At 71.8% G+C, this 26,219-nt stretch carries 24 protein-coding genes; 16 read left to right on the top strand and 8 right to left on the bottom strand.

Annotation, left to right across the window (positions count from 1 at the left end; genetic code table 11):
• Positions 1 to 111 precede the first annotated feature (111 nt).
• The gene (locus tag CFW40_RS30580) at positions 112 to 423 is read left to right on the top strand and encodes a hypothetical protein (protein WP_088801020.1); all 312 of its coding nucleotides are present in this window, start codon (positions 112 to 114) and stop codon (positions 421 to 423) included.
• A 68-nt stretch (positions 424 to 491) separates the two neighbouring features.
• Here the strand turns inward: CFW40_RS30580 and CFW40_RS30575 are convergent, their stop codons facing one another.
• Positions 492 to 1,109: a TetR/AcrR family transcriptional regulator gene (locus tag CFW40_RS30575; RefSeq protein ID WP_088802464.1), complete on the bottom strand. Its 618-nt coding sequence runs from the start codon at positions 1,107 to 1,109 to the stop codon at positions 492 to 494.
• Positions 1,110 to 1,251: 142 nt separating this feature from the next.
• On the opposite strand from CFW40_RS30575, the gene CFW40_RS30570 reads away from it, so the two are divergent.
• Entirely contained in the window at positions 1,252 to 3,231 is a 1,980-nt protein-coding gene (locus CFW40_RS30570) for an FUSC family protein (RefSeq protein WP_256331198.1), read from the top strand.
• A gap of 84 nt (positions 3,232 to 3,315) precedes the next feature.
• On the top strand, positions 3,316 to 3,822 hold the full coding sequence (locus tag CFW40_RS30565; RefSeq protein WP_088801018.1) for a MarR family winged helix-turn-helix transcriptional regulator: 507 nt from the start codon (positions 3,316 to 3,318) through the stop codon (positions 3,820 to 3,822).
• Positions 3,823 to 4,054: 232 nt separating this feature from the next.
• Here the strand turns inward: CFW40_RS30565 and CFW40_RS30560 are convergent, their stop codons facing one another.
• Positions 4,055 to 5,158, bottom strand: a complete 1,104-nt coding sequence (locus CFW40_RS30560; RefSeq protein WP_088802463.1) for an oxidoreductase — start codon at positions 5,156 to 5,158, stop codon at positions 4,055 to 4,057.
• A 556-nt stretch (positions 5,159 to 5,714) separates the two neighbouring features.
• Here CFW40_RS30560 and CFW40_RS30555 point away from each other — a divergent pair.
• Positions 5,715 to 6,128 carry an SsgA family sporulation/cell division regulator gene (locus CFW40_RS30555; protein ID WP_088801017.1) on the top strand — a complete coding sequence of 138 codons (414 nt, stop codon included), beginning with the start codon at positions 5,715 to 5,717 and terminating at the stop codon, positions 6,126 to 6,128.
• 148 nt (positions 6,129 to 6,276) lie between these two features.
• On the opposite strand, the gene CFW40_RS30550 is transcribed toward CFW40_RS30555, so the two are convergent.
• Positions 6,277 to 6,909 (bottom strand): TetR/AcrR family transcriptional regulator, encoded by a 633-nt coding sequence (locus tag CFW40_RS30550; protein WP_088801016.1) that lies wholly within the window; start codon positions 6,907 to 6,909, stop codon positions 6,277 to 6,279.
• Between the two features lie 178 nt (positions 6,910 to 7,087).
• Between CFW40_RS30550 and CFW40_RS30545 the strand changes: the two genes are divergently transcribed.
• From CFW40_RS30545 to CFW40_RS30535, 3 genes are all read left to right on the top strand, one after another.
• Positions 7,088 to 7,606, top strand: a complete 519-nt coding sequence (locus tag CFW40_RS30545) for a PH domain-containing protein (RefSeq protein ID WP_088801015.1) — start codon at positions 7,088 to 7,090, stop codon at positions 7,604 to 7,606.
• On the top strand, positions 7,603 to 9,291 hold the full coding sequence (locus CFW40_RS30540) for a PH domain-containing protein (RefSeq protein ID WP_088801014.1): 1,689 nt from the start codon (positions 7,603 to 7,605) through the stop codon (positions 9,289 to 9,291). The genes CFW40_RS30545 and CFW40_RS30540 overlap by 4 nt, the downstream gene beginning before the upstream one ends.
• A gap of 180 nt (positions 9,292 to 9,471) precedes the next feature.
• A complete protein-coding gene (locus CFW40_RS30535) occupies positions 9,472 to 9,885 on the top strand; it encodes an SsgA family sporulation/cell division regulator (RefSeq protein WP_088801013.1) in 414 nt (137 codons plus the stop codon).
• A 179-nt stretch (positions 9,886 to 10,064) separates the two neighbouring features.
• Here CFW40_RS30535 and CFW40_RS30530 read toward each other — a convergent pair whose 3' ends face one another.
• A complete protein-coding gene (locus CFW40_RS30530) occupies positions 10,065 to 10,835 on the bottom strand; it encodes a polysaccharide deacetylase family protein (protein ID WP_088802462.1) in 771 nt (256 codons plus the stop codon).
• A 147-nt stretch (positions 10,836 to 10,982) separates the two neighbouring features.
• On the opposite strand from CFW40_RS30530, the gene CFW40_RS30525 reads away from it, so the two are divergent.
• Genes CFW40_RS30525 through CFW40_RS30515 form a run of 3 tightly spaced genes read left to right on the top strand, consistent with a single transcriptional unit; the run spans position 10,983 to position 13,989 of the window.
• Positions 10,983 to 11,690: a response regulator transcription factor gene (locus CFW40_RS30525; RefSeq protein ID WP_088801012.1), complete on the top strand. Its 708-nt coding sequence runs from the start codon at positions 10,983 to 10,985 to the stop codon at positions 11,688 to 11,690.
• A 17-nt stretch (positions 11,691 to 11,707) separates the two neighbouring features.
• Positions 11,708 to 13,291: a HAMP domain-containing sensor histidine kinase gene (locus tag CFW40_RS30520; RefSeq protein ID WP_088802461.1), complete on the top strand. Its 1,584-nt coding sequence runs from the start codon at positions 11,708 to 11,710 to the stop codon at positions 13,289 to 13,291.
• A complete protein-coding gene (locus CFW40_RS30515) occupies positions 13,288 to 13,989 on the top strand; it encodes a GerMN domain-containing protein (RefSeq protein WP_088801011.1) in 702 nt (233 codons plus the stop codon). Before CFW40_RS30520 ends, CFW40_RS30515 begins: the two co-directional genes overlap by 4 nt.
• A 73-nt stretch (positions 13,990 to 14,062) precedes the next feature.
• Here the strand turns inward: CFW40_RS30515 and CFW40_RS30510 are convergent, their stop codons facing one another.
• Positions 14,063 to 14,656, bottom strand: coding sequence for a hypothetical protein (locus CFW40_RS30510; protein WP_371127250.1), 594 nt, complete (start codon positions 14,654 to 14,656; stop codon positions 14,063 to 14,065).
• Between the two features lie 260 nt (positions 14,657 to 14,916).
• On the opposite strand from CFW40_RS30510, the gene mutA reads away from it, so the two are divergent.
• From mutA to CFW40_RS30490, 4 genes are all read left to right on the top strand, one after another.
• A complete protein-coding gene (mutA, locus tag CFW40_RS30505) occupies positions 14,917 to 16,800 on the top strand; it encodes a methylmalonyl-CoA mutase small subunit (protein WP_088801010.1) in 1,884 nt (627 codons plus the stop codon).
• Positions 16,800 to 19,031 (top strand): methylmalonyl-CoA mutase, encoded by a 2,232-nt coding sequence (gene scpA, locus CFW40_RS30500; RefSeq protein ID WP_088801009.1) that lies wholly within the window; start codon positions 16,800 to 16,802, stop codon positions 19,029 to 19,031. Before mutA ends, scpA begins: the two co-directional genes overlap by 1 nt.
• 10 nt (positions 19,032 to 19,041) lie before the next feature.
• Positions 19,042 to 20,049: a methylmalonyl Co-A mutase-associated GTPase MeaB gene (gene meaB / locus CFW40_RS30495; RefSeq protein WP_088801008.1), complete on the top strand. Its 1,008-nt coding sequence runs from the start codon at positions 19,042 to 19,044 to the stop codon at positions 20,047 to 20,049.
• A gap of 287 nt (positions 20,050 to 20,336) precedes the next feature.
• Positions 20,337 to 21,752, top strand: coding sequence for a DEAD/DEAH box helicase (locus CFW40_RS30490; RefSeq protein WP_088801007.1), 1,416 nt, complete (start codon positions 20,337 to 20,339; stop codon positions 21,750 to 21,752).
• A 29-nt stretch (positions 21,753 to 21,781) separates the two neighbouring features.
• Here the strand turns inward: CFW40_RS30490 and CFW40_RS30485 are convergent, their stop codons facing one another.
• Together CFW40_RS30485 and CFW40_RS30480 are read right to left on the bottom strand one after the other, a co-directional pair.
• Complete coding sequence (locus CFW40_RS30485) at positions 21,782 to 22,684, bottom strand: LysR family transcriptional regulator (RefSeq protein ID WP_088801006.1); 903 nt, start codon at positions 22,682 to 22,684, stop codon at positions 21,782 to 21,784.
• Between the two features lie 110 nt (positions 22,685 to 22,794).
• Positions 22,795 to 23,301 (bottom strand): ATP-binding protein, encoded by a 507-nt coding sequence (locus tag CFW40_RS30480; protein ID WP_088801005.1) that lies wholly within the window; start codon positions 23,299 to 23,301, stop codon positions 22,795 to 22,797.
• A 195-nt stretch (positions 23,302 to 23,496) separates the two neighbouring features.
• Between CFW40_RS30480 and CFW40_RS30475 the strand changes: the two genes are divergently transcribed.
• Both CFW40_RS30475 and CFW40_RS30470 read left to right on the top strand, forming a co-directional pair.
• On the top strand, positions 23,497 to 23,739 hold the full coding sequence (locus CFW40_RS30475) for a DUF397 domain-containing protein (protein ID WP_088801004.1): 243 nt from the start codon (positions 23,497 to 23,499) through the stop codon (positions 23,737 to 23,739).
• Positions 23,740 to 23,851: 112 nt separating this feature from the next.
• A complete protein-coding gene (locus CFW40_RS30470) occupies positions 23,852 to 24,760 on the top strand; it encodes a helix-turn-helix transcriptional regulator (protein ID WP_088801003.1) in 909 nt (302 codons plus the stop codon).
• Between the two features lie 109 nt (positions 24,761 to 24,869).
• Here the strand turns inward: CFW40_RS30470 and CFW40_RS30465 are convergent, their stop codons facing one another.
• On the bottom strand, positions 24,870 to 25,685 hold the full coding sequence (locus CFW40_RS30465; RefSeq protein ID WP_088801002.1) for an SAM-dependent methyltransferase: 816 nt from the start codon (positions 25,683 to 25,685) through the stop codon (positions 24,870 to 24,872).
• Positions 25,686 to 26,219: the final 534 nt, after the last annotated feature.

Genomic DNA, 26,219 nt, shown 5'->3' with positions numbered 1-26,219 from the left:
TGTGACCCCCGGGGCTGCTTTTCCCTGGGTGGGTATGGACAATGGGAATGAACGTGCGAACCCGATGTGGGGTTCGCGGGGGTGTCCGAGGTTGCCAGCGGGGGAGATGACGTGCGGAAGATCCTGGCCATAGCGCTCGCAACGGTGACGTGCAGCGCCTCGCTGACGCTGGTCAGCGCCTCGACCGCAGCAGCGGCCGACCTGCCGCCGCACTGTGTGGTGGTGCGGAAGTACTTCAACAAGGGTCATCAGCGCTATGTCCGCCTGACGAACCTGTGCAGCCGGCGCACCGCGTGCTACACCATCATCGTCCCGCATCAGCGCGACCCCCACGGGCGCCTCTCCAAAGGCACGACGAAGGACATCCGCTACGGCTCGACCTGGGCCTCGCGCGCCCTGTACGTGAAGAACAGTTCCTGCTGAGCGGGCGCCGGCAGGGCGCTGCGCCGTAGCTGACAACTGCGCCGGCCGCCGCGCCCCTCACGGGTGGGTCAGGCGCGTACGGCGACGCCGTCCAGCACCATCGAGAGGTACTGGCGGGCGATCTCCTCGGGGCTGTGCTGTCCGCCCGGCCGGTACCAGCTCGCCGCAACCCAGACGGTGTCGCGGACGAAGCGGTAGGTGAGCCGGATGTCGAGGTCGGCTCGGAAGACTCCATCCGCCACGCCGCGTTCCAGTGTGCCCAGCCAGGCCTTTTCGAACTTCCGCTGCGAGTCGGCGAGATAGCCGAAGCGGGGCTGCCCGGCCAGGTGCTTGGACTCCTTCTGGTAGATGGCGACGGCCGGGCGGTGCCGGTCGATCTCCCGGAAGGATTCGGTGACCAGGGCTTCGATGGTCTCCCTGGGGCCTAGCCCGGCGGCGAGTACGGCGTCATAGCCGTCCCACAGCTCGGTCAGGAAGCTGGAGAGGATCTCGTCCAGCATCGATTCCTTGGAATCGAAGTGGTAGTAGAGGCTGCCCGCGAGCATGCCCGCCTCATCGGCGATGCGGCGGACGGTGGTGGCGTTGTAGCCGTGTGCGGCGAATACCTCCGCCGCAATGTTGAGCAGTTCGCGGCGGCGCTCCGGTGACGCGTTCGCGGTCGTCGTCTTCTTCTTGGCGGCTGGCACCTGGCCATTGTCGCTCCCCCGCACCAACACTCCCCCTCCCGTGCACCAGCACTCCCCCTCCCGGTTCGGAGCTCTGTTCCCTGAGGCCCGACGTGACGCGACGCATATATTTCGCTAGTAAAACACCTGTTAATCTTTTGCCATGGGGAAGCACGCCAGACAGTCCGGGAAGAGCGCGTACACCGTGTCGGGAGGTGCGGTGCGTGCCCGGCCGCTGCCCCTCAGGAGCACCGTGCGGCTGCGCCGGCCCGTCGACATCTGGCACAAACCGGCGCTCAGCGCGGTGGCGGCGCTGGCGGTCCCCGATCTCACCTTGTTCTTCCTGGGCCGGCTGGATCTGATCCTGTACACCTCGGCGGGGGCGATGTGCGCCCTGTACGCGCACGGTCTTCCGTACGCCGCCCGCGCCCGCACTCTGCTGTGGGTGGTGCTCGGAATGGTGGCGAGCCTCGGTATCGCGCTGACCGCCGCCTCGCTGACCACATCGGCCGCACTGCTCGTCGTGGGCGCCTCGCTGCTGGCCGCGGTCCACAAAATGGTCTGTGACGCCACGCGCATCGGCCCGCCGGCGAACATCATCCTGACGTTCATCACAGCCTCGGCCTTCTTCGTGCCGCAGCACCTCGGCCAGGTCCCCCTGCATATGGCCGTGGCGCTCGGCGCCGGAGGGCTCGCCTGGCTGGTCTGTATGGCACCGGCCGTGATACGGCCGCAGGGGCCGGAGCGGATCGCCGTCGCCCGCGCGCTGGAGGCCGCGGCAGGACTGTTGCGTACTGCCGAACGGGGCCTCGGCGGGGCGCACGGGACCGGTGGGGAACCCGCTGGCGGGAAGCTCGCCGGTGGGAAGTCCGCCGGTGGGAAGCCCGCCGGTGGCGCCGGTCGGGAACTCGCTGGGGACGAACCCGCCGGTCGGGAACCCGCAAATGGCGAACCCTCCGGTGGGGAACTCGCCCGTGAGGAACCCGCCGGTGTGGCGCAGGCGCGGCATGCCACTGCGGCAGCCGTGAACGCCGCCTGGCACACACTGTTTCTGGTCCCGGTGCCCACCCCGGCGAGAGCCGCCGCGCGGGCCGGGCTCGAACGACTGCTGGTGCGGGCCGAATCGGTGCTGGGCCACGACGGCCGGTCCGCCGCAGGTGAAGCCGAGCGACTGGGCACCTGGGCCCGTGAACTGCGCAGCGGGCGGCCGCTGCCCCGGGTTGCGCTCTCGGCCGTGCAAGCCGAGGAGCTGGTGGGCGTCGCCGAGGAGGTGCGGGAGCCGTGGCGGCCTGCGCCCGGCCGTCCGCGTGGGGTACGCGCGGTGCTCGCCCGGCTCGCGCCCGGCTCACCGCTGCTGCCCATCGGCGCCCGGGTCGCCACCGGGTGTGTGCTGGCGGGCTGGGTGTCGATGGCCATCGGCGTCGGGCACCCGTATTGGGCCGTGGTCACCGCGGCCTCCATCTACCAGGCCAACACCACGCTCTCCTGGCAACGGGCACTCCAGCGGACCCTCGGCAACCTTCTCGGTCTGCTGCTCTACACCGCGCTGCTGCCGCTGACGCACCTCGGGGAGCTCGCGATGGTCGCGCTGGCGCTGGTCTTCCAGCTCGGCGCGGAGGCCTGCATCACCCGTAACTACTGGCTCGGCTCGGTATGCGTCACACCGATGGCGCTGCTGTTGACCGAGTTCGGCGGGCGGCTGCCGGCCGGCACGCTGATCGCCGACCGCTGGATCGACACCGTGGTGGGCGCGGTGGTGGGGCTGGCCTGCTGTGTCCTGATCACCAATCGGCGGGCCGCGAACCGGATCGAGGTCGCCCTGGGGCGGGTCGCGGCCGCGGAGACCGCCGCCTTGCGGCTGCTCGAGGCGAGTGCCGCTCCCGGGGCGGACGACAGCCGGGAAACCGGCTGGGCCCACGAGGCCGACCCACCCCGGGGTACCGACCGGGACCAGGAGATCCGCTGGGCCCGGGACCGGCTGGCCGCCGGGCTGGTCGAGCTCCGCGAAGCCGTGGAGGTGGCGGCCGGCGAGTGGTGGCAGCGTGCCCTCCCCGAAGAACGGATCGCCCGAGCCGAGCAGCAGGGCCACCGGACGCTGGCCGGTCTCGTCCGCCGGCGTCCGGCACCGGTTCCGGCCGCCTGACCCGCGGTACCGCCCGGCGCGGCGGCCGGCGCCGCGGCAGGCACAATTGCAGGCGTACACGGCATGGCCGAGAGGAGTGTGCGGGTGACCGAGGACATCGTCGCGGGGGTGCTGCGCCAGTGGCAGCAGGTGCACCCCGGGCTGGACACCGGCCCGATGGCGGTGATCGGGCGGCTCAACCGCTGTTCCGCACTGCTGCAGCAGGCAGCAGATGCGCCACTGCGGAAGGCCGGACTCACCCGTCCCGAGTTCGACATTCTCGGCACCTTGCGCCGGATGGACCGTGAGCTGACCCCTGGGCGGGTGGCCCGCGAGACCTTTGCGTCCGGTGCCGCGGTGACCAAACGCGTGCGGCAGCTGGAGGAGCGCGGGCTGATCGCCCGTCGCCCCGACGACCGGGACCGCCGCGTCGCGCATCTCTCGCTCACCGACGAAGGACGCGCGACCATCGACCGGCTGCTGCCCGAACAGTTGCGGTACGAGGCGGCGCTGCTCGAAGGCGTCGGCGATCAGCGCCAGGAGGAACTTTCCGTGGCGTTGGCCGAGTTGCTGGTGGTGCTGGAGGGGCGGCTCGGCAGCCTGCTGGAGTAACGACGGCCACCGAGGTGGAGGGGAGTGGGTCGGCGTACGACAGCCACCCGAAGGCGGGGCCCGCGCTTGCGCTGTCGGGCCCGCCGCCAGGTCCCCCGCCAGGTCCGCCCCCTCCCGACCACCGCCGGAGAGCCGGGTCCTGACAGGCCCCGCTGACAGGCCCCCCTTTCAGGCCCCGCTTTCAGGCCCCGCTTTCAGGGCCCGCTGGCAGGCCCCGCTGACAGGCCCGCCGTCACGGCTCCAGTCGTGCGACCCGTCCTCGCTCGCCCGCGGCCCAGCAGCCCAGGTCCGGAGCGCAGTCGACGGTGTCGTACGAACCCTGGTCGAAGGTGTGCCAGGTGCGGCCGCCGTCGAGGGTCAGATCGCTGCCGGACGGGCCGACCGCCACGGCGAGGCGCCGGGAATGCGGGAGCCAGGCGGCGCCGGAGCGGTAGGCCCTGGGAGGTTCGGCGGCCGGTGTCCAGGTTCCGCCGGCGTCGTCGCTGACCGCGGCGGCGCGGGGCGAGGGCTGGTCGGGGCGGAAATCACCGCCGACGGCCAGGACATGGGTGCGGTCGCGGAGGGCGAGCGCGAAGACACCGCGGGCCGGGTCGCCCGCCGGTATCGGGGTGTCGGTGGCCGACCAGGTACGGCCGCGGTCGGCGGTGTGCAGGACGCGGGCGGTGGCCGCGCCACCGGTTGCGATCCAGGCATCACGGCTGCCGACGGAGACCAGGCACTGGCCACTGGCGGCGAATGCGGCTTCGCCCGGCTGGGCGGGCGGCATGCCCTCCGACGGCAGTACGCGCCAACTGCGTCCGCCGTCCGCGGTGGACAGGATGCGGTACCTGCCGTCAACGGGGTCGCTGAGCGCGATGCCGTGCCGCCGGTCGAAGAAGGTCAGGCAGTCGTAGAAGGCGTGCGGGTCGGTGTTGCGGAAGCTTTCGGTCCAGGTGGTGCCGGCGTCGTCGGTGCGGAAGACCCGTGAGGCCTCCCCCTCACCGATCGCCAGAACCACCGCACGGCGCGCATCGAACGCCTCGATGTCGCGGAACTCCAGGGCGCCGGCACCGGGTGGGGAGACATCGCTCCAGTGCTTGCCGCCGTCGTGGCTGCGCAGCACGGTGCCCGCCGTACCGGCGACCCACGCGGTCGTACGACTGACGGCCGCCAGGCCGCGGAAGCGGGCGGTGCTGCCGCTGTCCTTGAGCCGCCAGCCGGCGTGCGGGGCGGTGAGCGGTGCCGCCGTTGCCGGCTCGGCGCCTTCCCGTACCGGCGGCACCGCGGGCGAACCCGCCGGGGCCGCGGCCGCCGGCCCGGCTGTCAGGGCGGCAAGCACCGCCATACCGGCCGCCATGGCCGCCGCCCGCCATCGGGCCTCGCGGGTACGCAGCACCCGCCGCGTGCCCCGATCCCCTTCCTGGGCCCGTTCCGGCTCCCGGTCCTCGTGCCGTTCCCAGTCCCGGTGTCCTTCCCGGTCCTCGTGCCGTTCCCGTTCCCGGTCCCGGGAGCGTTCCCCGCACAACAAGCGTCCCGTGCGCCGCACTTCGCCCCACCCCGCTCTGGTTGTGGGCTGGAAGCTAGCCCAGCCCGAACCGGTCGTCCAGACCACCGCCCGCAGCTGTCGAAACCTGTCCCCTCTCTCCGTCGCCGATGCCGCCAGCCACCCCCACGGATGCCGCCCCCTCCACACCCCGCCCACCCACAGCGCCCCCCCGAGCACACCTGACGCCCGATCACATCAGCTGGCCGAGCCCCATCACGCCCACTGGCGCACAGCAAAGAGGGCATTTACGTACATTCAAAGGCCCGTGATGCAGGTCACGCAGGAATCCAATGCACCTGGCGCGATGACCTGCGCGTCCTAGTGGTCACAGCAGCGAGGATCCGCACCGAATACAAGGGAGCCGGCGATGTCCAGCGTCATCGACCAAGCCGTTCAGGCCCGTCTCATCGCGACCGCTCCCCGGTCGCAGGTGATTCCGGCGAGCCTGCGTTATGACCGCGCCGATCCGTTCGCGGTGGCTCTGGTCTTTCCGCCCGCCGCGTCGCTGGACGGGGCCGAGGTGACCTGGACGTTCGCGCGGGAGTTGCTGGAGGAGGGCCTGTGCGAGCCGACCGGGGCGGGCGATGTGCAGATCTGGCCGTACGACACCCACGCCGTGGTGGTGGAGTTCCATGCCGTAGGAGGCATGGCCGTGGTGCAGTTCGACGCGCAGGAGCTGCGGACCTTTCTGACCCGGTCGTACCAGATCGTCGCGAAGGGTGAGGAGGCGCGGCATCTGGATGTCGAGGCCGATCTCGTCGCCCTGTTGCGCGAGGCGTAGCCCTCTCCCCTCCCCCGAGGACGACGGCACGGGCGCGGACGCCGAGAGCCGCGGGCCCCGAGGGTCGCAGCCACCGAGAGCCGCGGCCGCCGAGGATCACGGCCGCTCCACCCGCGCTCGCGGCGATGAGCCCCGGCCCGCCTTCCGCTCACGCGGGCTCCGCCCCGAAGAGGTTCGCCAGCTGCAGATCCAGCAGCCGTAGCGCGGTTTCGGGGTCGTGCACACCCAGCAGGACGTAGGTGGCGAGCCCGTCGGCCGTGCTGATCAGCAGCATCGCCTCGTCCTCGGTGGCGCGTTCCGGCGGCAGCTCACCGCGGTCCGCGGCCAGCCGTAGTTGACCGGCGAAGAAGGCACGGAGCTGGGGGATGCCGTTCTCGGCCTCCGCGCGCAGGGTCTTGTCGTGTACGGCGCGGGCGAAGTAGGCGGCGCTGACCAGCAGCCCGGTACGGCTCTTGGCGTCGAGTGGCAGCATGCCCGACAGGCAGGCGCGCAGCACCTCACGGGGCGTCGGCTCCCTCGCCGGCTCCCCGTCCGGCCCCTCGGCAAGCGACTCGATGCGGGCGCGGATCCGGTCCGCGGCGAGCCGGTTGATGTGCCGGAGGGCGAAGAGCAGCATCTCGTCCCTGGTGCGGAAGTAGTGCTGCAGCCGGCCGAGCGAGATCCCGGCCTCCGCCGCGACATCACGCAGGCTCGCGCCGTCCAGCCCGCGGGTGCTCGCAATCCGCCACAACGCCTCGGAGATCTCCTGGCGTCTGACTTCGTGGTCCACCTTCTTGGGCACGGATGACCTCCCTCCTGCCGTGCGCGACCTTCGCATGGCTCCGACGCGTCACATCGCTACGGCGCATGACTCCGACTCAGGGGGCCGGCTCAAGAGGGCCGGCCCGCTTTTACAAGTCGCTTGTACCGTTATAACGTACCAGGACTCAATACACTTGACTTGGAAACCGGTGACTCTCATGCCCGAGCATGCCGCCCCGCTGCTGCGCCCACCCCGCCACCGAGTCGACCCCCGGGCCCGCCGCTGGTGGACGGCCCAGGCCCTGCTGACCCTCAGCGGTCCGATGCTGCTCGTCGCCCTCGTCATGACGGTCCTTTCCCTCCTCTTCTTCCCCGGCGCGCTGCCGTGGCTGGGGCCGTTGCTGCTGGTCGTGCTGGTGCTGCCGGCCGTCGGCTACCTCGCGGTCATGCCGCGGTGGCGGTATGCGGTGCACGCCTGGGAGCTGGGTGAGCGTGCGGTCTATGCGGCGGGCGGCTGGTTCTGGCAGAAGCGGCGGATCGCGCCGCTGACCCGGGTGCAGACGGTGGACACCGTGCGCGGACCGCTCCAACGGCGCTACGGGCTGGCGACGGTGACCGTCACCACCGCCTCGACCGCGGGCGACATCAAGATCGCGGGACTGTCCGACGCGGACGCCGAGGAGCTGTCACGGCGGATCGGCGAGGCGGCGCAGGACGTACCGGGTGATGCCGCATGAGCACGCCACACGAGCCCTCCGCACCCGGCATGGACCGCGGCATACCGGACACGGCCCCCGCCGCCACCACCCCCTCTGCCGCCCCGTCCGTCACCCCGTCCGACACGGGCCGGTGGCGGCGGCTGGATCCGCGCACCCTGCTGGTGCACTGCGGCTGGCTGGCGGCACCGCTCGGTTCGCTGGCGCTGACGGCACTGGCCACGGGCGGCCGGATCACCGCCCAGGCCTGGATCACCCTCGCCGCCATCGCCGCCTCGTTCGCCGTCGTCACCACCATCGGCCTGATCCGCTGGGCCCGTACGGAGTTCCGGGTCACGCTCCCCGGGAGCCCGGACGGCACGGAAACGGGTACTTCCGGTGGCCCCGGCCGCACTTCGCCCACCCTCGACGTACGCAGCGGACTGCTGACGCGCCGGCTGCGCAGTGTGCCGCTGCACCGCATCCGCACCGTCGATCTGACCGCGTCGCCGCTGCACCGGCTGCTGGGGGTCACCGTGCTGCGAGCCGGCACGGCGGGCTCGGGGGACGGCCGCAGCGAACTGTCGCTGGAGGCGCTGACGGTCCTCGACGCGGAACGGCTGCGCGCCGAGCTGCTTGCGTACGCGGACGCCGAGGGGGCGGCTAACGATCCGGTGGTGGCCCGTATCAGCTGGCGCTGGCTGCGGTACGCGCCGCTCACCTTCTGGGTCATCGGCGGGGTGTTCGTGGTGGCCGGTTCGGTCTACCGGGTCCTGGACGGCATCGGCATCGAGGCCTGGAAGCTCGGCTTCGTCCAGCGGGCGTTCACCGAGTTCGGCGCGAGCGCCCTCTGGCTGACGGTCCCGGCGGCACTGCTCGTCGTCCTCGCCCTCGGCTCGGTCGGCGCCGTCGCCCTCTACGTCGAGAACTGGTTCAACTACTGCCTGGAGTGGACCGATGCGCGCACCCTGCGGGTACGCCGCGGCCTGTTCACCACCCGGTCGGTCACCATCGAACGGGCGCGGCTGCGCGGGGTGTTGCTGCGCGAACCACTGCTGCTGAGGGCCGGTGGCGGAGCGCTGGTGCAGGCGGTGGCAGGTGGCCTGGGCAACCGCGAGGAGAACCGCAAGCGCAGCGGGCTGCTGCCGCCGGCGCCCCTCCCGGAGGCGTTGCGGGTGACGGGCGGCGCCCTGCGGTCGCCGTTCCCGGCAGCGGGCACGTCACCGGTCGCGCTGGCGCCGCACCCCCGCGTCGCCCTTCGCCGGCGCCGGGTGCGCGGACTGCTGTGGGCGGTGCTGCCCGGCACCGCCGTCCTGGCCGGTCTCGGTGCGGCGTTCACCCCCGTCCTGCTGCACTGCGCCTGGGTCTACGCGCTGGTCACCACGGCGCTCGTGCTGTGGCTGGCCCGGGACGCGTACCGCAACCTGGGGCACGGAGTCGACGGCCCCTATCTGGTCGCCCGTTCGGGCACCTTCAGCCGCGACACCCTCGCCCTCCGGCGCGAGGCCATCGCCGCCTGGACGCTCTCGACCTCGCCGTTCACCCGGCGGGCCGGCCTGGTCACGCTCACCGCCGCGGTCGCGGCGGGCGAGGACGGCTATCGCATCCCGGACCTTGCGGCAACCGAGGCGCCGGCCTTCGCCGCGATGGCGGCCCCGGGGATCCTGGAGGAGTTCCTGACGTACCCCGGGGCGCCGGATCACCTTCCGGAGCAGCGACTGCCGTAGCGGAAGGGCACTTCCCGAGGCACGCGGTGCGCCCGCCCCAGAGGTCCCGCGCACCGGGCAACCCCTCCGGCCACATGAGACACATCTCACACCGATGTCGGGTGCACGGAGAGGGTGGGCACACCGTCTTACCGGACGAGCCATTGCCCATGACCCGACAGCCGCAGGGGGACCAGCGCGATGCACACCGTTATCGACCAAGCCGTCCAGGTCCGCCTCATCGCCACCACCTTCGGCCCGCACGCGGTGCCCGCGGTGCTGCACTACCAGCCCGCCGATCCCCTGGCGGTACGGATGTTCTTCCCGCCGGAGATCTCGCTGGACGGCGCCGCCGTGGACTGGGCCTTCGCCCGGGAACTGCTCGACGAGGGGCTTCGGAGACCGGCCGGGCGGGGTGATGTGCGGGTGCGGCCGTCCGGCCCGGACCGCACGGTGATGGAGTTCCACGCGGAGGAAGGCGTCGCCCTGGTGCAGCTGAAGACCGCGGATGTCCGGCTGTTCCTCGCCCGCTCCTACGAGGCCGTACCCGCGGGCGGCGAGCCGGCGCACCTCGGTATGGAGCGCGGCCTCGCGGAGCTGTTCGGCGCGGCGTAAGACAGACGGGCCGTGCGCGGCAGGCAGCGGCGAGCCGCGCACGGTATGAGGCCGGGGGAGGAGGCCGTCGCCCCGGGGGTGGGAAGGCGACGGCGCACACCGGGGCCTGTCCGGCAGGTCGGTGACGGACAGGCCCCGGGTGTCCGGCGGGGGGTGGCGGTCACCCGCCCCCACCCACCTCAGCGCTTCGGAAACCCGAACCCGTAGCCCTGCTGCTGCATCCACGGCAGCAGCCCGTCCAGCGCTTCGACGGTCCGGGAGCGGTCGCCCCCGCCGTCGTGGAACAGGACCGTCGGCCCGTTGGGGAGTTCACCGCGCACCGTCGCCTTGATGCCCTCGAGGGTGCCGCCCTCGAAGTCCTTGCTGTCGACGTTCCAGCCCAGGGGCCGCATCCCGTGATCCGCGGCCAGCTTCCGGCTGTAGGGGGTGAAGGCGCCGCCGGGGGCGCGGTAGTACTCGACCCGGGCGCCGCCCGCCGCGTCCTCGATCATCTTCTGCGCGTCGAGTACCTGCTGCGACTGGTAGCTCTGCGGCTGGTGATCCATACCGGTGTTGTGGCTGACGGTGTGGTCGCAGAGCTTGTGCCCCGCGGCCACCACCTGCTTGACGAGGTCCGGATGCGCCTTGGCCTGCGGACCTATCATGCAGAAGACCGCTTTGACGTTGTGCTTCTTCAGCACGGCGAGCACCTTCGGGGTCCAGACCGGGTCCGGGCCGTCGTCGATGGTGATGTTCAGGCTGCGGCCGGGGCGGTCCGAGGCGTGCACGATCGAGGAATCGACCTTGACGGGGGCGGCCCGCTCGGCCTGGCCGGAGCCGACGGTGTCGGCCTCGGCCTGTGAAGTGGCCCCGAAATCACCGAAGGCGAGCGTCCCCGCGACCGCGAGCGACACCACCGCCGCCGCGGCCACCCCGATGATGCCGCTCTGAATACCGAAGCGCCGTGCCATCCCGACCCCGTCCCTACCCTGCTCGTGTGCGTACCGACCGGCGGTGGCCGCGTTGTGCGCACCGCCTTGCACCACGTGAGATGCAGCAGGGCCCGGGCAGGCTGCTCCTGTTACCGATCCATCATGAAACTTATTGATACTGGACCCATGCCACGAGTACTTCTGATCGAGGACGACGCCGCCGTACGGGACGGCGTGTCCCTGGCCCTACGGCGGCGCGGCCATGAAGTGGCGGCCGCGGCCAGCGGTGAGGAGGGGCTGGAGGTCCTGCCCGGCTTCCGCCCGGACATCGTGCTGCTGGATCTGATGCTCCCCGGCAAGGACGGCTTCGAGGTCTGCCGGCTGATCCGCGCCGAGCGGCAACTGCCGATCATCATGCTCACCGCCCGTGGCGAAGACCTCGACGTGGTACTCGGCCTGGAGGCCGGCGCCGACGACTACATCGTCAAGCCGGCCCGCGGCGAAGTCCTCGAAGCACGGATGCGTGCCGTGCTGCGCCGTACCGCGCTGCCCGCCGATGGCGCACCGGCCGCCGCCGAGCCGGGGCCCGCCCCGGTCGAGACCTACGGCGAACTGGCCATAGACCGCGCCGGCCTGGTCGTCGGCAAGGGCGGCCAGGATCTGGCGCTGGCCCCCTCGGAGATGAAGCTGCTGCTGTTCCTGTCCGCCACTCCGGGGCAGGTCTTCAGCCGCCAGCAGCTGCTGGAGCATGTGTGGGAGCACAGCTATCACGGCGATGCGCGGCTGGTCGATGCCTGTGTGATGCGGCTGCGGACGAAAATAGAGGACACCCCGCGCAGCCCCCGTTACGTCCAGACCGTGCGCGGCTTCGGCTACCGCTTCGGACCCCTGTGAAGCGCCCCGGCCTCCGGATGCCGGCCCTGCCCCGCCTGCGTACGGGGAACCCCCAGTTGCTGCGGGGGCTGCGGGCCCGGCTCGTCGTGGGGTTCCTGGTGGTGGCCGCCGTCAGTGCGCTGACCACGGCTCTGCTGACCTACCAGGAGGCCCGCAACGCCATACTGCAGCGCTCCCAGGACATTGCCGTCAACGACCTGAGAGCGCAGGTCAACTCGCTGGCACCCGAGCTCCCGGTCCCGCCGTCCCAGGCAGATCTGGATTCCCTGCGCGTCCAGTTGGAGCGCTCCGGAAAGTCCCGCGAATGGGACATTTCCGTACATTACAGTGGCGCACGCGACAGTGGCGATGGCAGCCTGGGGGGCGAGGTCGTGATACCGGCCGGCCTCAAGGCGTCGGTGGAGAAGCGCCATGTGCCGGCCTTCCAGCGCGTGGACCGCGGCGGGGACCCCTGGCTGCTGATCGGGATGCCGGTCCGGCAGTCCGACGGCCGGGCCTCCGCGCTGACCGTCTACGCCCAACTCCCGCTGAGCGCCGAGGAGTCCAACGTCGAGGCGCTGGTGAGCGCGGCCCAGCGGGGCGCGCTGCCGGTACTGGTACTGACCGTGGTCCTGGCGCTGCTCGCCGCGCGCGGCGTACTGCGGCCCGTACGGGGTCTGCGGCAGGCCGCCGGACGGATCGCCGAGGGCAAGCTGGACACCCGGCTGGAGGTCAAGGGCGCCGACGAGATCGCGGACCTGTCCCGGACGTTCAACGACATGGCGGCCCGGCTGGAGGAGAGCATGGCCGAGCTGCGCCGCCTGGAGTCCAACTCCCGGCGGTTCGCGGCCGATGTCTCGCACGAGCTGCGGACCCCGCTGGCGGCGATGACCGCGGTGACCGATGTGCTCGACGAGGACGCCGACTCCCTCGACCCCGACACCGCCTCCGCGGTCCGGCTGATCAGCCAGGAGACCGGGAAGCTGGCGCGGATGGTGGAGGATCTGATGGAGGTGTCGCGCTTTGACGCGGGGGCCGCGGCGCTCCATCTGGACGAGGTGGACGTCGGCGAGACCATCCGCAAGACCCTCCAGGCCCGGGCCTGGCAGAAGAGGGTGACGGCAGAGTTGCCCGCGGACGTACGGGCCGGACTCGATCCACGGCGGCTCGATGTGGTGGTCGCGAACCTGGTCGGCAACGCCCTGCACCACGGCGGCGAGCCGGTCCGGGTGCGGCTGCACCCTCCGGAGCCGGGCGCGGACCGACTGCTGATCGAGATCTCCGACAGCGGCCCCGGCATCGACCCCGAGGTCCTGCCGCACGTCTTCGACCGTTTCTACAAGGCGGACTCCGCCCGCGCCCGCTCGGAGGGCAGCGGCCTGGGCCTGGCCATCGCGATCGAGAACGTACGGCTGCACGGCGGCTCCCTGCGCGCCGCCAACTCCCCCGAGGGCGGCGCGGTGTTCACGGTGGATCTGCCGCTGCGCCACCAGGAGGCGGGCGAGCCGGCGGCCGAAGACAGCGGCGGCCCGCCGGACGACGCGGCGGCGGCCGACGGGCAGACCGCGGAGGACGACCGGGGCGGCCTCCGCTGCTCAGCCGGAAAGGAGAGGCACGCATGAGCGCCACGAACGCCCCCCACGCCCTGCGTGTGACACGTGCCCGCCGGCGGATGCTGACCGGCGGGCTCACCGCCGCGCTGGCCGGCGTGCTCACCGGCGCGCTGGCCGGCGGCCTGACCGGCTGCGGTATCGCCCCCACCGATGTCATCGACGCCGGCGAGCCCGCCACCGGCGTGAAGTCACCGGGCCAGCCCGCGGCCGATGTCCAGTTGTTCTTCTACGGGCCCTCCGGCCTGCGCTCCGCGACCCGGCGGGCGAAGGTGCCGGTCGACCCGGAGCTGGCCATCGCGTTGCTGATGAAGGGGCCGAACCACGCGGAGCGGATGCGCGGTCTGTCCAGCGTGCTGCCGAAGTTCCCCGGTTCGCTGACCGTCACCACCCATGTGGGCAGCGTCGTGATCAGCCTGCCGATGAACGTGAAGCGGCTGGACTCCGCCTCGCTGAACCAGTTGGTGTGCACCGCGGCCAATGCCCGGGTACCCGGGAACAAGCCGTCGGGGGAGGTCGCCGTGACACTGGTGAGCAAGTCCGTGCGTGTGGGCCCCATGGTGTGCGGTGGCAACAATGCCTTCCCCGTCGTGGAGCCCAGCCCGACCGGAACCGGTACGCATCAGAGCGGCACCGGCGCGGAATCCGGCGGCGGCAGCGGCACGACCGGACCGGGCCCGGAGGCGGCGGAACCGGACCCGGCGGGCTGAGCTGTCTCCGTTCCGCGGGCCCGTCCCGAAGCTCCCGTGAAGACGGGCGGGCCGGGGCCCGCCCGCACCGCCGTCACCGCCCGGCGGGCCCCGTTCGCACCCGCAGGAACCGCGGCCGGTACAGCTCCACATCGCCGTTGAGCCGGGCATCGGGCGGGACGCCGGGCGGGCCGAGCCAATTGATGTCGTAGCTGACAGCGCCGGGCGGATCGGGGAAGAACGGGCCGGGAGTGGCCGCGGTGCCGCCGGTCAGGGTGCGCACCGGCCGGCCCGAACGGGACATCACCACGGCGGAGTTGTGCCGCAGGAGCGGGGCGCCCCCGGCGTCGGCAGTGCGCCAACGGTGCCGCTCCCCTTGCCGGTTGGGCGGCGGCTGGATCCGGTCGAGGAAGGTGTCGGAGAAGAGCCAGAGCGTGCGGCCGTCGGGAAGGCGCACCGAGTGGGTGCCGTCACCGCCGGTCCAGTCGTCGACCCGGGTGTTGTCGTCGCCGTAGCGGGCGAATTCCGCGGTATGCCGGGAATCGGGGGACCAGGAGGCGATCCGGCGCCCGCGGCAGTCCGCGGCGCTGCCGGGGGGGGCCGCCCCCGGCAGCGCCCACAGCAGCCGGGCAACGGCGAGGAGCAGGGCGGCGGCGGCCGCGGTACGGATCACTGGCGCCTTGGGCATCGCGCTCCTCCGGGGTCCCCCGGTTCCTTGAGAGCTCGGGGAGGGTGCCGGGCCCACGCTACGGAACCTCCGCGGCGGCCGGCAGCAGGCGCCTCCCGCGGGGAAAAGGATGACTCGGCACCGTACGGCCGAACCGTCCCACCTACGTCCCACCTGCCCCTTCCGGCGCATAAATATGAAGATCCATGGGAGGTCAACGAGTGCAAGGTCACAGCGGGAGCCCCTGCTCCAGCTAACGGTCGTTCGCCTAGCCTGCTGCTATGACCGCCGAGTCCCCCGAACTCCCCCTGGCCGCCGCCTTCCCCGATGCCGATCGAGAGCAGTGGCAGCGCCTCGTCGAAGGTGTGCTGCGCAAATCGGGCGTCACAGAGGCGACGGGCCCCGCCGCCGAGGATGCGCTCGCCACCGATCTGCAGGACGGCATCCGCATCCGCCCGCTCTACACCGCCGAGGACGCCACGGGCCCCCTGGGTCTTCCGGGCTTCCCGCCGTTCGTACGGGCCGGCCGGCCCGAGGGCACGACCGTCGCCGGGTGGGACGTACGCCAGCGCCATGTCCACACCGATCCGGTGCGCGCCAATGAAGCGGTACTGGCCGATCTGGAGAACGGCGTCACCTCCCTCTGGCTGGCCGTCGGCGACGGCGGGCTGCCGGTGGACGGACTGGAGCGCGCGCTCGACGGTGTCTATCTGGATCTGGCCGCGGTGGTGCTGGACGCCGGCGCCGATTTCGCGTCGGCCGCCGAGGAGTTGCTGCGGCTGTACACCGCGTCCGGCGCGCCGCTCGCCGAGGCGGTCGGCTGCCTGGGCGCCGACCCGCTCGGCCTGCTGGCCCGTACGGGCGACGACGCCAAACTGCGCCTGCAGGGGGAGTCGGCCGCCCGGATCGCCGCGCGGTGCGCCGCCGAGGCACCCGGCGTGCGCGCGCTGGCCGTGGACGCGCTGCCGTACCACGAGGCGGGCGGCTCCGCGGCCGAGGAGCTGGGCGCCTCGCTGGCGACCGGTGTCGCCTACCTGCGGCAGCTGACGGAGTCCGGCCTGGGCATCAACGACGCCTGCCGGCAGCTGGAGTTCCGCTACGCCGCGACCGCCGACCAGTTCCTGACGATCGCCAAGCTGCGCGCCGCCCGGCGGCTGTGGGCGCGGGTCGCCGAGGTCTGCGGGGCCTCCCCCGCCGCCGGTGCGCAGCGCCAGCACGCCGTCACCTCCACGGTGATGATGACCCGTCGGGATCCATGGGTGAACATGCTGCGCACCACGGTCGCCGGGCTGTCCGCGGGCGTGGGCGGCGCGGACGCGGTGACGGTGCTGCCGTTCGATGCCGCGCTGGGCGTGCCCGATGCGTTCGCCCGCCGGATCGCCCGGAACACCCAGTCCGTGCTGCTGGAGGAGTCGCACCTGTCGAAGGTGATCGACCCGGCGGGCGGTTCCTGGTACGTGGAGAGCCTGACCGACGAACTGGCCGGTGCGGCCTGGGCGTTCTTCCAGGAGATCGAGGGCGCGGGCGGCCAGGCCGCGGCGCTGCGGTCCAAGATGATCGCCGGACGGCTGGCCCGCACCTGGGAGCGCCGCAGCAAGGACCTCGCCCACCGGCGCGAACCGATCACCGGTGTCAGCGAGTTCCCGCATCTCGCCGAGACTCCGGTGCACCGCGAGCCGGCGCCCGCTCCGATCGGCGGAGGGCTGCCGCGGGTGCGCAGGGACGATGCCTACGAGCGGCTGCGGTCGCGCTCCGACGACCGCCTGGCGGCGACCGGTGAACGGCCGAAGGTTTTCCTGGCCGCGCTGGGCCCGGTCGCGGCGCACACCGCGCGGGTGACGTTCGCCGCCAACCTCTTCCAGGCCGGCGGCATCGAGACGGTGCAGGACGCCGCGCCGGTGGACGCGGAGTCGGTGGCCGAGGCGTTCGCCCGCAGTGGCGCGCGGATCGCCTGTCTGTGTTCGAGCGACGCGGTGTACGGCGAGCAGGCGGCGGCCGTGGCGGCCGCGCTGAAGTCGGCGGGGGCGCTGCGGGTGCACCTGGCCGGCAAGCCGGGTGAGCGCCGGGAGGAATTCGTAGCGGCCGGGGTGGACTCCTTCGTCTTCGCGGGCTGCGACGCGGTCGAGGTGCTGTCCTCGGCCCTGGATGTCATGGAGGTGGCGTGATGAACGACACGACACAGCAGACGGGCGCCATCCCGGACTTCAGCACGGTCGAGCTGGGGAAGCCGGCCGCGGCGGGCGCCGCCGGCGGCACCGGGGAGTGGGCCGAGGCCGTGGCGCAGTCCACCGGCAAGGGCGTGGCGGATCTGACGTGGGAGACGCCGGAGGGCATCGACGTCAAGCCGCTGTACACCGACGCGGACCTCGACGGCCTGGACTTCCTGGGCACGTACCCGGGGATCACGCCGTATCTGCGCGGCCCGTACCCGACGATGTACGTCAACCAGCCCTGGACGATCCGGCAGTACGCCGGCTTCTCCACCGCCGAGGAGTCCAACGCCTTCTACCGCCGCAACCTCGCGGCCGGCCAGAAGGGGCTGTCGGTCGCCTTCGACCTGCCCACCCACCGCGGCTACGACAGCGACCACCCGCGGGTGACCGGCGATGTCGGCATGGCGGGCGTCGCCATCGACTCGATCTACGACATGCGGCAGCTCTTCGAGGGCATCCCGCTGGACAAGATGACCGTGTCGATGACGATGAACGGCGCGGTGCTGCCCGTTCTCGCCCTCTACATCGTGGCCGCCGAGGAGCAGGGCGTACCGCCCGAGAAGCTGGCCGGGACCATCCAGAACGACATCCTCAAGGAGTTCATGGTCCGCAACACCTACATCTATCCGCCGCAGCCCTCGATGCGGATCATCTCCGACATCTTCGCGTACACCTCGCAGAAGATGCCGCGCTACAACTCCATCTCCATCTCCGGCTACCACATCCAGGAAGCGGGCGCGACGGCCGACCTGGAGCTGGCGTACACCCTCGCCGACGGGGTGGAGTACTTGCGCGCGGGCATGGCGGCGGGCATGGACGTGGACTCCTTCGCGCCGCGGCTGTCGTTCTTCTGGGCGATCGGCATGAACTTCTTCATGGAGATCGCCAAGCTGCGGGCGGCCCGGCTGCTGTGGGCGCGTCTGGTCCAGCGTTTCGAGCCGAAGAACCCCAAGTCCCTCTCCCTGCGCACCCATTCGCAGACCTCGGGCTGGTCGCTGACCGCGCAGGACGTGTTCAACAACGTCACCCGCACCTGTGTCGAGGCGATGGCGGCGACGCAGGGCCACACCCAGTCGCTGCACACCAACGCCCTGGACGAGGCGCTGGCGCTGCCCACCGACTTCTCCGCCCGGATCGCCCGCAACACCCAGCTGTTCCTGCAGCAGGAGTCGGGCACCTGCCGGGTCATCGACCCATGGGGCGGCAGCGCGTACGTCGAAAGGCTCACCCACGACCTGGCGCGGCGGGCGTGGCAGCACATCGAGGAGGTCGAGGCGGCCGGCGGGATGGCGAAGGCCATCGACGCGGGCATCCCCAAGCTGCGTGTCGAGGAGGCCGCGGCCCGTACCCAGGCCCGGATCGACTCGGGGCGGCAGGCGCTGATCGGCGTCAACAAGTACCGGGTGGAGACCGACGAGGAGATCGACGTCCTCAAGGTCGACAACTCCTCGGTGCGCGCCCAGCAGATCGAGAAGCTGAAGCGGCTGCGCGCCGAGCGCGACGAGGACGCCTGCCGGGCGGCGCTGCGCGCGCTGACCGCGGCGGCCGAATCCGGCCCCGGCGAGGGGCTGGAGGGCAATCTGCTGGCGCTGGCGGTGGACGCCGCGCGTGCGATGGCGACCGTCGGCGAGATCTCGGACGCCCTGGAGTCGGTCTACGGGCGGCACTCCGGCCAGATCCGTACGATCTCCGGTGTGTACCGAGACGAAGCGGGCCCCTCCTCCGGTGTCGAGCGCACCCGGGACCTGGTGGCCGAGTTCGAGCGCGCCGAGGGGCGCAGGCCGCGCATCCTGGTGGCCAAGATGGGCCAGGACGGCCATGACCGCGGCCAGAAGGTGATCGCCACGGCCTTCGCCGACCTGGGCTTCGACGTCGATGTCGGCCCGCTGTTCCAGACCCCGGCCGAGGTCGCCCGCCAGGCGGTGGAGGCGGACGTCCACATCGTCGGGGTGTCGTCGCTGGCGGCCGGGCACCTGACCCTGGTGCCCGCGCTGAAGGAGGCACTGGCCGCCGAGGACCGCGAGGACATCACGATCGTGGTGGGCGGGGTGATCCCGCCGCAGGACGTGCAGCCGCTGCGCGACATGGGCGCCGCCGCGGTCTTCCTGCCCGGCACGGTCATCCCGGAGGCCGCGCACGACCTGGTGCGGGACCTGGCGTCGGTCCTCGGCCACGAGCTCTGAGCGGGGGGTCATGCCTGCGACGATCGATGTCGAACGGTACGCCGAGGGGGTCCGCGCGGGTTCCCGCGCCTGGATCGCCCGCGCCGTCACCCTGGTGGAGTCCAGCCGGCCCGACCACCGGGCGGCGGCCCAGCGGCTGCTGGTCGAGCTGCTGCCGTACTCCGGCGCGGCCCGCAGAGTGGGCATCAGCGGGGTGCCGGGCGTCGGCAAATCGACCTTCATCGACGCGCTCGGCTCGCTGCTGACCGGCACCGGGCACCGGGTGGCGGTGCTCGCCGTCGACCCGTCCTCCAGCCGTACCGGCGGCTCCATCCTGGGCGACAAGACCCGGATGGAGCGGCTGGCGACGGACCCGGCGGCGTTCGTCCGTCCCTCCCCCACCTCCGGCACGCTGGGCGGGGTGGCGCGGGCCACCCGGGAGTCCATCGTGGTGATGGAGGCCGCGGGCTACGACGTGGTCCTGGTGGAGACGGTCGGCGTCGGCCAGTCCGAGACCACCGTGGCGGGCATGGTCGACACCTTTCTGCTGCTGACCCTGGCGCGCACCGGTGATCAGCTCCAGGGCATCAAGAAGGGAGTGCTGGAGCTGGCGGACCTGGTCTCCGTCAACAAGGCCGACGGCCCGCACGAACGGGACGCTCGCTCGGCGGCCCGCGAACTGTCCGGCGCACTGCGGCTGTTGCAGCCCGCCGACGCGGCCTGGACCCCGCCCGTCCTGACCTGCAGCGCCCGCGAGGGCACCGGTCTGAAGGGAGTCTGGGAGCGGGTCGAGCAGCACCGCACCCTCCTGGAGTCCACCGGGGCGCTGGCCGAGCGGCGCCGCGCGCAGCAGGTCGACTGGACCTGGTCGATGGTCCGCGACCGGCTGATCGACCGCCTCCAGGAGCACCCGGAGGTGCGCCGGCTGGGCCCCGGAGTGGAACAGGCGGTGCGCGACGGCGAGATCACCGCGACGCTGGCGGCGGAACGGCTGCTGGAGGCGTTCGGGCTGGGAGACGGGGCGACGGCGGGGGCATAGGCCGCCGGCCGGGCGGTCGCAGGCCGGACGGTCGCAGGCCGAGCCGTCGCAGGCCGCCCGGCCCTCGCGCCTCCCGGCCCCTCATGACCCGGCCCTCTCCGACGCGAGGCGGAGCGATCAGCACCACACCGCCGGGGCGAACTGTCACTGTGTGTTAGCCTCACATGTTTGGACGGCTGCGACGGTCCGCGATTCCGTCCGTCCGGTCCCCTTGTTCGCTGGCTGCTCATTCCCTTCATTCCCTGCCGGGCCTTCCTCGGTACGTTCCCCCTTGCGGAAGGCTCTTCATGAACCACCCGGACCGCCCCGCCACCTCACACGGCGACGTCGCCCAGCCGGCGCCCCTCGCCTCGACGGTGCCCCCTGTCGCCTCCTTCGCCGATCTGGACCTGCCGGCCGAGGTGCTGCGCACGCTCACCGAGCGCGGCGTGCGCGAGCCCTTCCCGATCCAGGCGGCCACGCTGCCCGACGCCCTCGCGGGACGCGACGTCCTGGGGCGCGGGCGCACCGGATCGGGCAAGACGCTCGCCTTCGGTCTGCCGCTGCTCGCACGGACGGCCGGGCGGCGCGCGGAGCCGAAGCAGCCCCTCGCTCTGATCCTGGTACCTACCCGGGAGCTGGCCCAACAGGTCACCGAAGCGCTCGCGCCGTACGCCGACGCGCTCCGGCTGCGGATGGCTACGGTCGTCGGCGGTCTGTCGATCGGCCGGCAGGCCGCTGCGCTGCGCGACGGGGCGGAGGTCATCGTCGCCACCCCTGGTCGCCTGCACGACCTCGTTGAGCGGAAGGCCTGCCGCCTGGGACGGGTACGGATCACCGTCCTCGACGAAGCCGACCAGATGTGTGACATGGGCTTCCTGCCGCAAGTCACCCAGGTGCTCGACCAGGTGCACCGCGACGGCCAGCGGATGCTGTTCTCCGCCACCCTGGACCGCGACGTCGGCCGGCTGGTCAGCCGCTACCTCCACGACCCCGTCGTCCACTCGGTTGACGCATCCGCGGGTGCGGTCACGACGATGGACCACCATGTGCTGGTCGTCCACGGCCCCGACCGGTACGCCGTCGTCACGGAGATCGCCGCCCGCGACGGCCGCGTACTGCTGTTCCTGGACACCAAGCACGCGGTCGATCAGCTCACCCGGCACCTGCGGGCCAGCGGGGTGCACGCAGCGGCCCTGCACAGCGGCAAGCCCCAGCCACACCGCACCCGCACCCTCGCGCAGTTCAAGAACGGCCAGATCACCGTCCTGGTGGCCACCAACGTCGCGGCTCGCGGCCTGCACGTCGACGACCTCGATCTCGTGGTCAACGTCGACCCGCCCACCGAACCCAAGGACTATCTGCACCGCGCGGGCCGCACGGCTCGGGCCGGTGAGTCCGGCTGCGTCGTCACGCTGGTGCCGTCCGGCCTGCGCCGCGAGATGAGCCGGCTGATGGCCGAGGCCGGCATCGAGCCGACGATCACCAAGGTGCGCTCGGGCGAGGCGGAGCTGAGCCGGATCACCGGGGCCAAGGCCCCCTCCGGCACCCCGCTCGACGGCGGGCCCGCCGCGCCCCGGGCCAAGAACACCCACGCCCCCTTCCGCGGCCTGGGCACCAGCAAGGACGCCTCCCGCAGCACCGGCGGCAAGTCCCGCAAGGCCACCGAAGCCCGCAAGCTCGCCGAGGCCCGCAAGGCGGCCCGGGTGCGCCGCGGCAACTGAGCGCCGCTGCCCCGCCAGGCCCGAACCGACTACCCAGCAGAAAAGGTGCGTTGCGCCCGCTCGGCGAAGTGCGCCACGGCCATGTCACGGAACCGCCCGGCGGCCGTGGAGAGGTAGCTGTCCTCGCGCCGGACCAGGCTCAGGGTCCGTACGCAGTCAGGGGTGTCGAGGTGAACCCAGGCGAGCGGCACCTGCGGGAGTTCGGCGCGGGCGAGCGCGGGGATCAGGCCGATGCCGAGGCCGGCCGCGACCAGGAAGTGTGTGGCACCCGGTTCATCGCCCTCGCAGGAGATCACCGGCCGACGCCCGATCGCGCCGAACAGCCGCTCCAGCAGCGCGCGTTGCCAGTGCCCCGTCCTGGTCGTGATGAACGGCTCATCGGCGATCTCGGCCACCGTGACCCGCTCCCGGGCGGCCAGCGGATGTCCGGCGGGCACCACGAGCAGCACCTCTTCGCGCAGCAGCCGCACCGCGCCCAGACCGGGCCCGGACAGCGGCTGGGAAGCGATGCAGAAGTCGACGTCCCGGGCACGCAACTGATCGTGCATCACCTCCGGAGTGGCCTGCAGGCACCGGACGGTGACCCCGGGGTGGGCGGCACGGAAGCCGGCCAGCAGTTCGGTGAGGGGCAACAGGGTTTCGGCGGCCACGGCGACGGAGCCGCCGTCCAGCCCGGCGGCATCGGCCATCTCCCGGCGGGCGTCGTCGAGTTCGTCCAGGGCCCGCTCGACCCGGGCCAGGAACGCGGCGCCATAGCGGTTGAGCCGGATGGTGCGGCCCTGCCGGTCGAAGAGCGGCACGCCCAGCTCGGCCTCCAGCCGGGCGATCGTCCGGCTCACCGAGGGCTGGGCGACCCGTAGCTCCTCGGCGGCCCGGCTGACGTGCTCCCGGCGCGCGACCTCCCGGAAGTAGCGCAGGGACAGCAGATCCATCGGCTTCTCGGGCCTTCCGCTCGGGTGACGGCAACCCGGGAATCGTCACACACGGCAGGTCGGTGTCCCGATCCGCTGAGGCGGGCCCGCCCCCCGTACGGGCCCGCCTCTCAGCCGCGCCTCGACACCGTCGCCCACACCGTCTTCCCGGTCCGGTCCGGCGGTGTCCAGCCCCAGGAGTCGCTGAGCTGGTCGACGATGTGCAGCCCCCGTCCGGATTCCGACAGGGCGTCCGGCGGCTTGACGACGGGGGCGTCCGTTCCGGCGTCCGAGACCGCGCACAGCACGGTGGAGTTCTGCCGGGTCAGCGCGAGCCAGGCGTTGCAGAAGGGGACGGGCGCCCCGGCGGCATTGTCGTCACCGGCGGCCTTGACGCCGTAGCGCAGGGCGTTGCTGACGAGCTCGGAGACAACCAGGGCCACGTCATCGGCCACGTCCGCACACATCTGCCAGCCCGCGAGAGTCACCCGGGCGAACCGCCGGGCCTCCGGCACGGTGCGCGCCGAGCCACTGAGGGCGCAGGCGGCGAAGCCGTCGGGGGCGGGCATCCACCATCCGCCCTCACACGGTTCCTCCCGAAGGGCGTCGTGCACGGTCTCTGCCGGATGTGTGGTCATCAACATCTCCGCGAGGGGGATTTCGGGGCTGGGCCGGACTGCCTCGGAGGGCTAATATCCTCGTCAGCCGTCACAGGATGCAAGTGCATCTGCAATTACATCAGCAAGGACGGTCGCTCAGGGGCTTGTTCACGCCAAGGTGAGCGCAGGCTCGGGATCGGTCGGAGGAGAGACCTCCAGCAAGGAGCAACTGTTATGGAGCCGGTGACCAACGGCATACAGGCGACCAGCATCGAAGGCGCCGTCTGGCGCAAGAGCCGCCGCAGCAATCCCAGCGGAAACTGTGTGGAACTGGCCGTTCTTTCGGACGGCGGGGTGGCGGTGCGCAACTCCCGGTTCGCCTCGGGTCCGGCGCTCGTCTACACCCGCGACGAGATGGTGGCTTTCGTCCAGGGAGCCAAGGACGGTGACTTCGACGATCTCATCGCCGGCCACTGACGGTGTGCCGTCGCAATTGGCGCATATGTCGTTCGGATAGTCGCCCCGGCTGTACGCAGCGCGCGGGGCGGTGGGACACTGGGCGCTCGCCCGACCACTCAGGGGAGTCAGCATGACCGCCGCGCAGCCGAGCAGCGATCCGTCCCTGCGCCGCTATCTGGAACATCCACGGGGCGGCCCGACCGTCCTGCGGATCGTGCTGGGCACCCAGCTTCGCCGGCTGCGGGAAGGGGCGGGCATCACCCGGGAGGCCGCCGGGGACGCCATCCGGGGCTCGCACGCGAAGATCAGCCGCCTGGAGCTGGGCCGGGTGAGCTGCAAGGAGCGGGATGTCGCCGATCTGCTGACGCTCTACAACGTCACGGACGACGCGGTCCGTTCGGACTTCCTCAAGCTGGCTCGAAAGACCAGCAGTCCGGGCTGGTGGCATCAGTACAACGATGTCCTGCCCGGCTGGTTCGAGACGCATATCGGCCTCGAAGAGGCCGCCTCGGTGATCCGTACCTACGAAGTCCAGTTCGTGCCGGGCCTGTTGCAGACCGCGGACTACGCCCGCGCGGTGGCGCAGCTCGGTCATCCGCGGTCCGCTCCGGAGGAGATCGAGCGACGGGTGCAGCTGCGCGTGCAGCGTCAGGAGCTGCTGACCGTCGCGGACGCTCCGCGGGTATGGGCAGTGATCGACGAGGCGTCGCTGCGTCGTCCGCTCGGTGGTCCTGAGGTGATGGCAGGCCAGCTGAGACATCTGCTGAAGATGGCCGAGCTGCCGAACGTCACGCTGCAGATCGCGCCGTTCAGCCTCGGCGGTCTGGCGGCGGCCGGTGGTCCGATCACGATCCTGCGGTTCCTGGAGCCGGATCTGCCGGACATCGTCTACCTGGAGCAGCTGACCAGCGCGCTCTATCTGGACAAGCGCGATGATGTCGATCATTACCTGGCGGTGATGGACCGCCTCAGCGCACAGTCCGAGTCGCCCCGCGAGTCCCTGGCGATCCTGGAGCGGCTGCTCAAGCAGGAGAGCTGAGGCGCGGAACCGGAACGCGACAGGGGGGCGGGGTTGCTCATCGGGCGCCCCGCTCCCCTTGTCTGTGGTGCGGTCTGTCTTGCCTGTGCGGTCCGTGCGGTCCGTGGGGCTACAACTTGCGGGCCACTCCGCCGAATTCGATCCATTCCTGGGTGAGCTGCTTGGGACCGAGGTCCGCGTCCGGCTTCCAGGTGGAGACCTCCACCAGGCCCGGCTCCTGGATCTCCAGCCCCTCCAGGAACCCGGCCAGCTCATGCGCCTGCCGCACCCGGCCCCACTGGCCGTGCGTGCTGACCCGCATGAATTCGGTGACGAAGTCGCGGGTGGCGGCGTCCTCGCTGACCAACTGGCACACCACCAGGAAGCTCCCGGGCGCCAGCCGGTCGGCGACCCTCTTGATGAGCCCGGCCGGGTCGTCGGCATCGGGTATGCAGTGCAGGACCGAGACGAACAGCGCGGCGACGGGCTGGTCGAAGTCGATCAGCCGCTCGACCTCCGGACTGCCGAAGATGCCTTCGGTGTCCCGCATATCCGCCTGGATGACGGCGGTGTGGGCGTTCTCCTCCAGCAGTGCGCGGCCGTGCGCCAGCACGATGGGGTCGTTGTCGACGTACACCACCCGGGAGTCCGGGTCGACCTGCTGGGCGACCTGGTGGACGTTGTCCTGGGTCGGCAGGCCTGAGCCGTGGTCGATGAACTGACGGATGCCGTGTTCGCGAGCCAGCCAGCGGACCACCCGCTGCAGGAATCGCCGGTTGTTGATCGCCAGCACCTGAGTACTGGGGACGACCTTGCTCAGCTCTTCGCAGGCCTCGCGGTCAACGGCGTAGTTGTCCTTGCCGCCCAGGTAGTAGTCGTACATCCGCGCCACACTCGGGATGCTGACATCGACGGCACCGGACTGCGGTCGTGATTCCTGGCTCATTCCACACTTTCCCGTCGCTTCGACAGTCATCAGCCATGGGGCAGGGGTGATCGCTCCGTACAGGAGTGACCACACGCTGCGAGCCCCCAACATACCCATCGGAAGGCGGTTGCCGCAGACGAGCGGCAGGGTCCCTGGGAAGAAGTGGCGGGTGCCGGCCGGTCAGTACGGACGAGAGGCCCAACATGCGTACGAATGCGGGGTGTTCAATCAGCCAGATCGCCTTCCCGGTGCCGACGATCAACCGTATTCAGACCTCTTGCCAGACCCCGTATCGGGCCCCGCGCCCAGGAACCGAAGCTCCTGGCGGGGGTACGGGCCGCCGCCACGCCACTCACGGGCGGCGGCCCGTTCCTGTTCCCCCGGCGACACCCAGCGCCGGGCACGCCCCCCGCGCGGCCGGCCCCGGGCAGGAGCACCCCCGGGCCCGGGCCGCATCCGGTTCCGCCTCGGCAGGCACCCGAGCAACAGCCGTTGCGGAGCGGGGCGTTGTGTGAATCGCCTACCACCGTCGGCCCGCTTTACACCCATGAG

The sequence above is a fragment of the Streptomyces sp. 2114.4 genome, from assembly GCF_900187385.1.
In the GTDB taxonomy this organism is placed as follows: Bacteria; Actinomycetota; Actinomycetes; order Streptomycetales; family Streptomycetaceae; genus Streptomyces; species Streptomyces mooreae.
The sequence above is the reverse complement of the archived record's forward strand: the minus strand, read 5'-3'. Positions and strand labels throughout refer to the sequence as shown.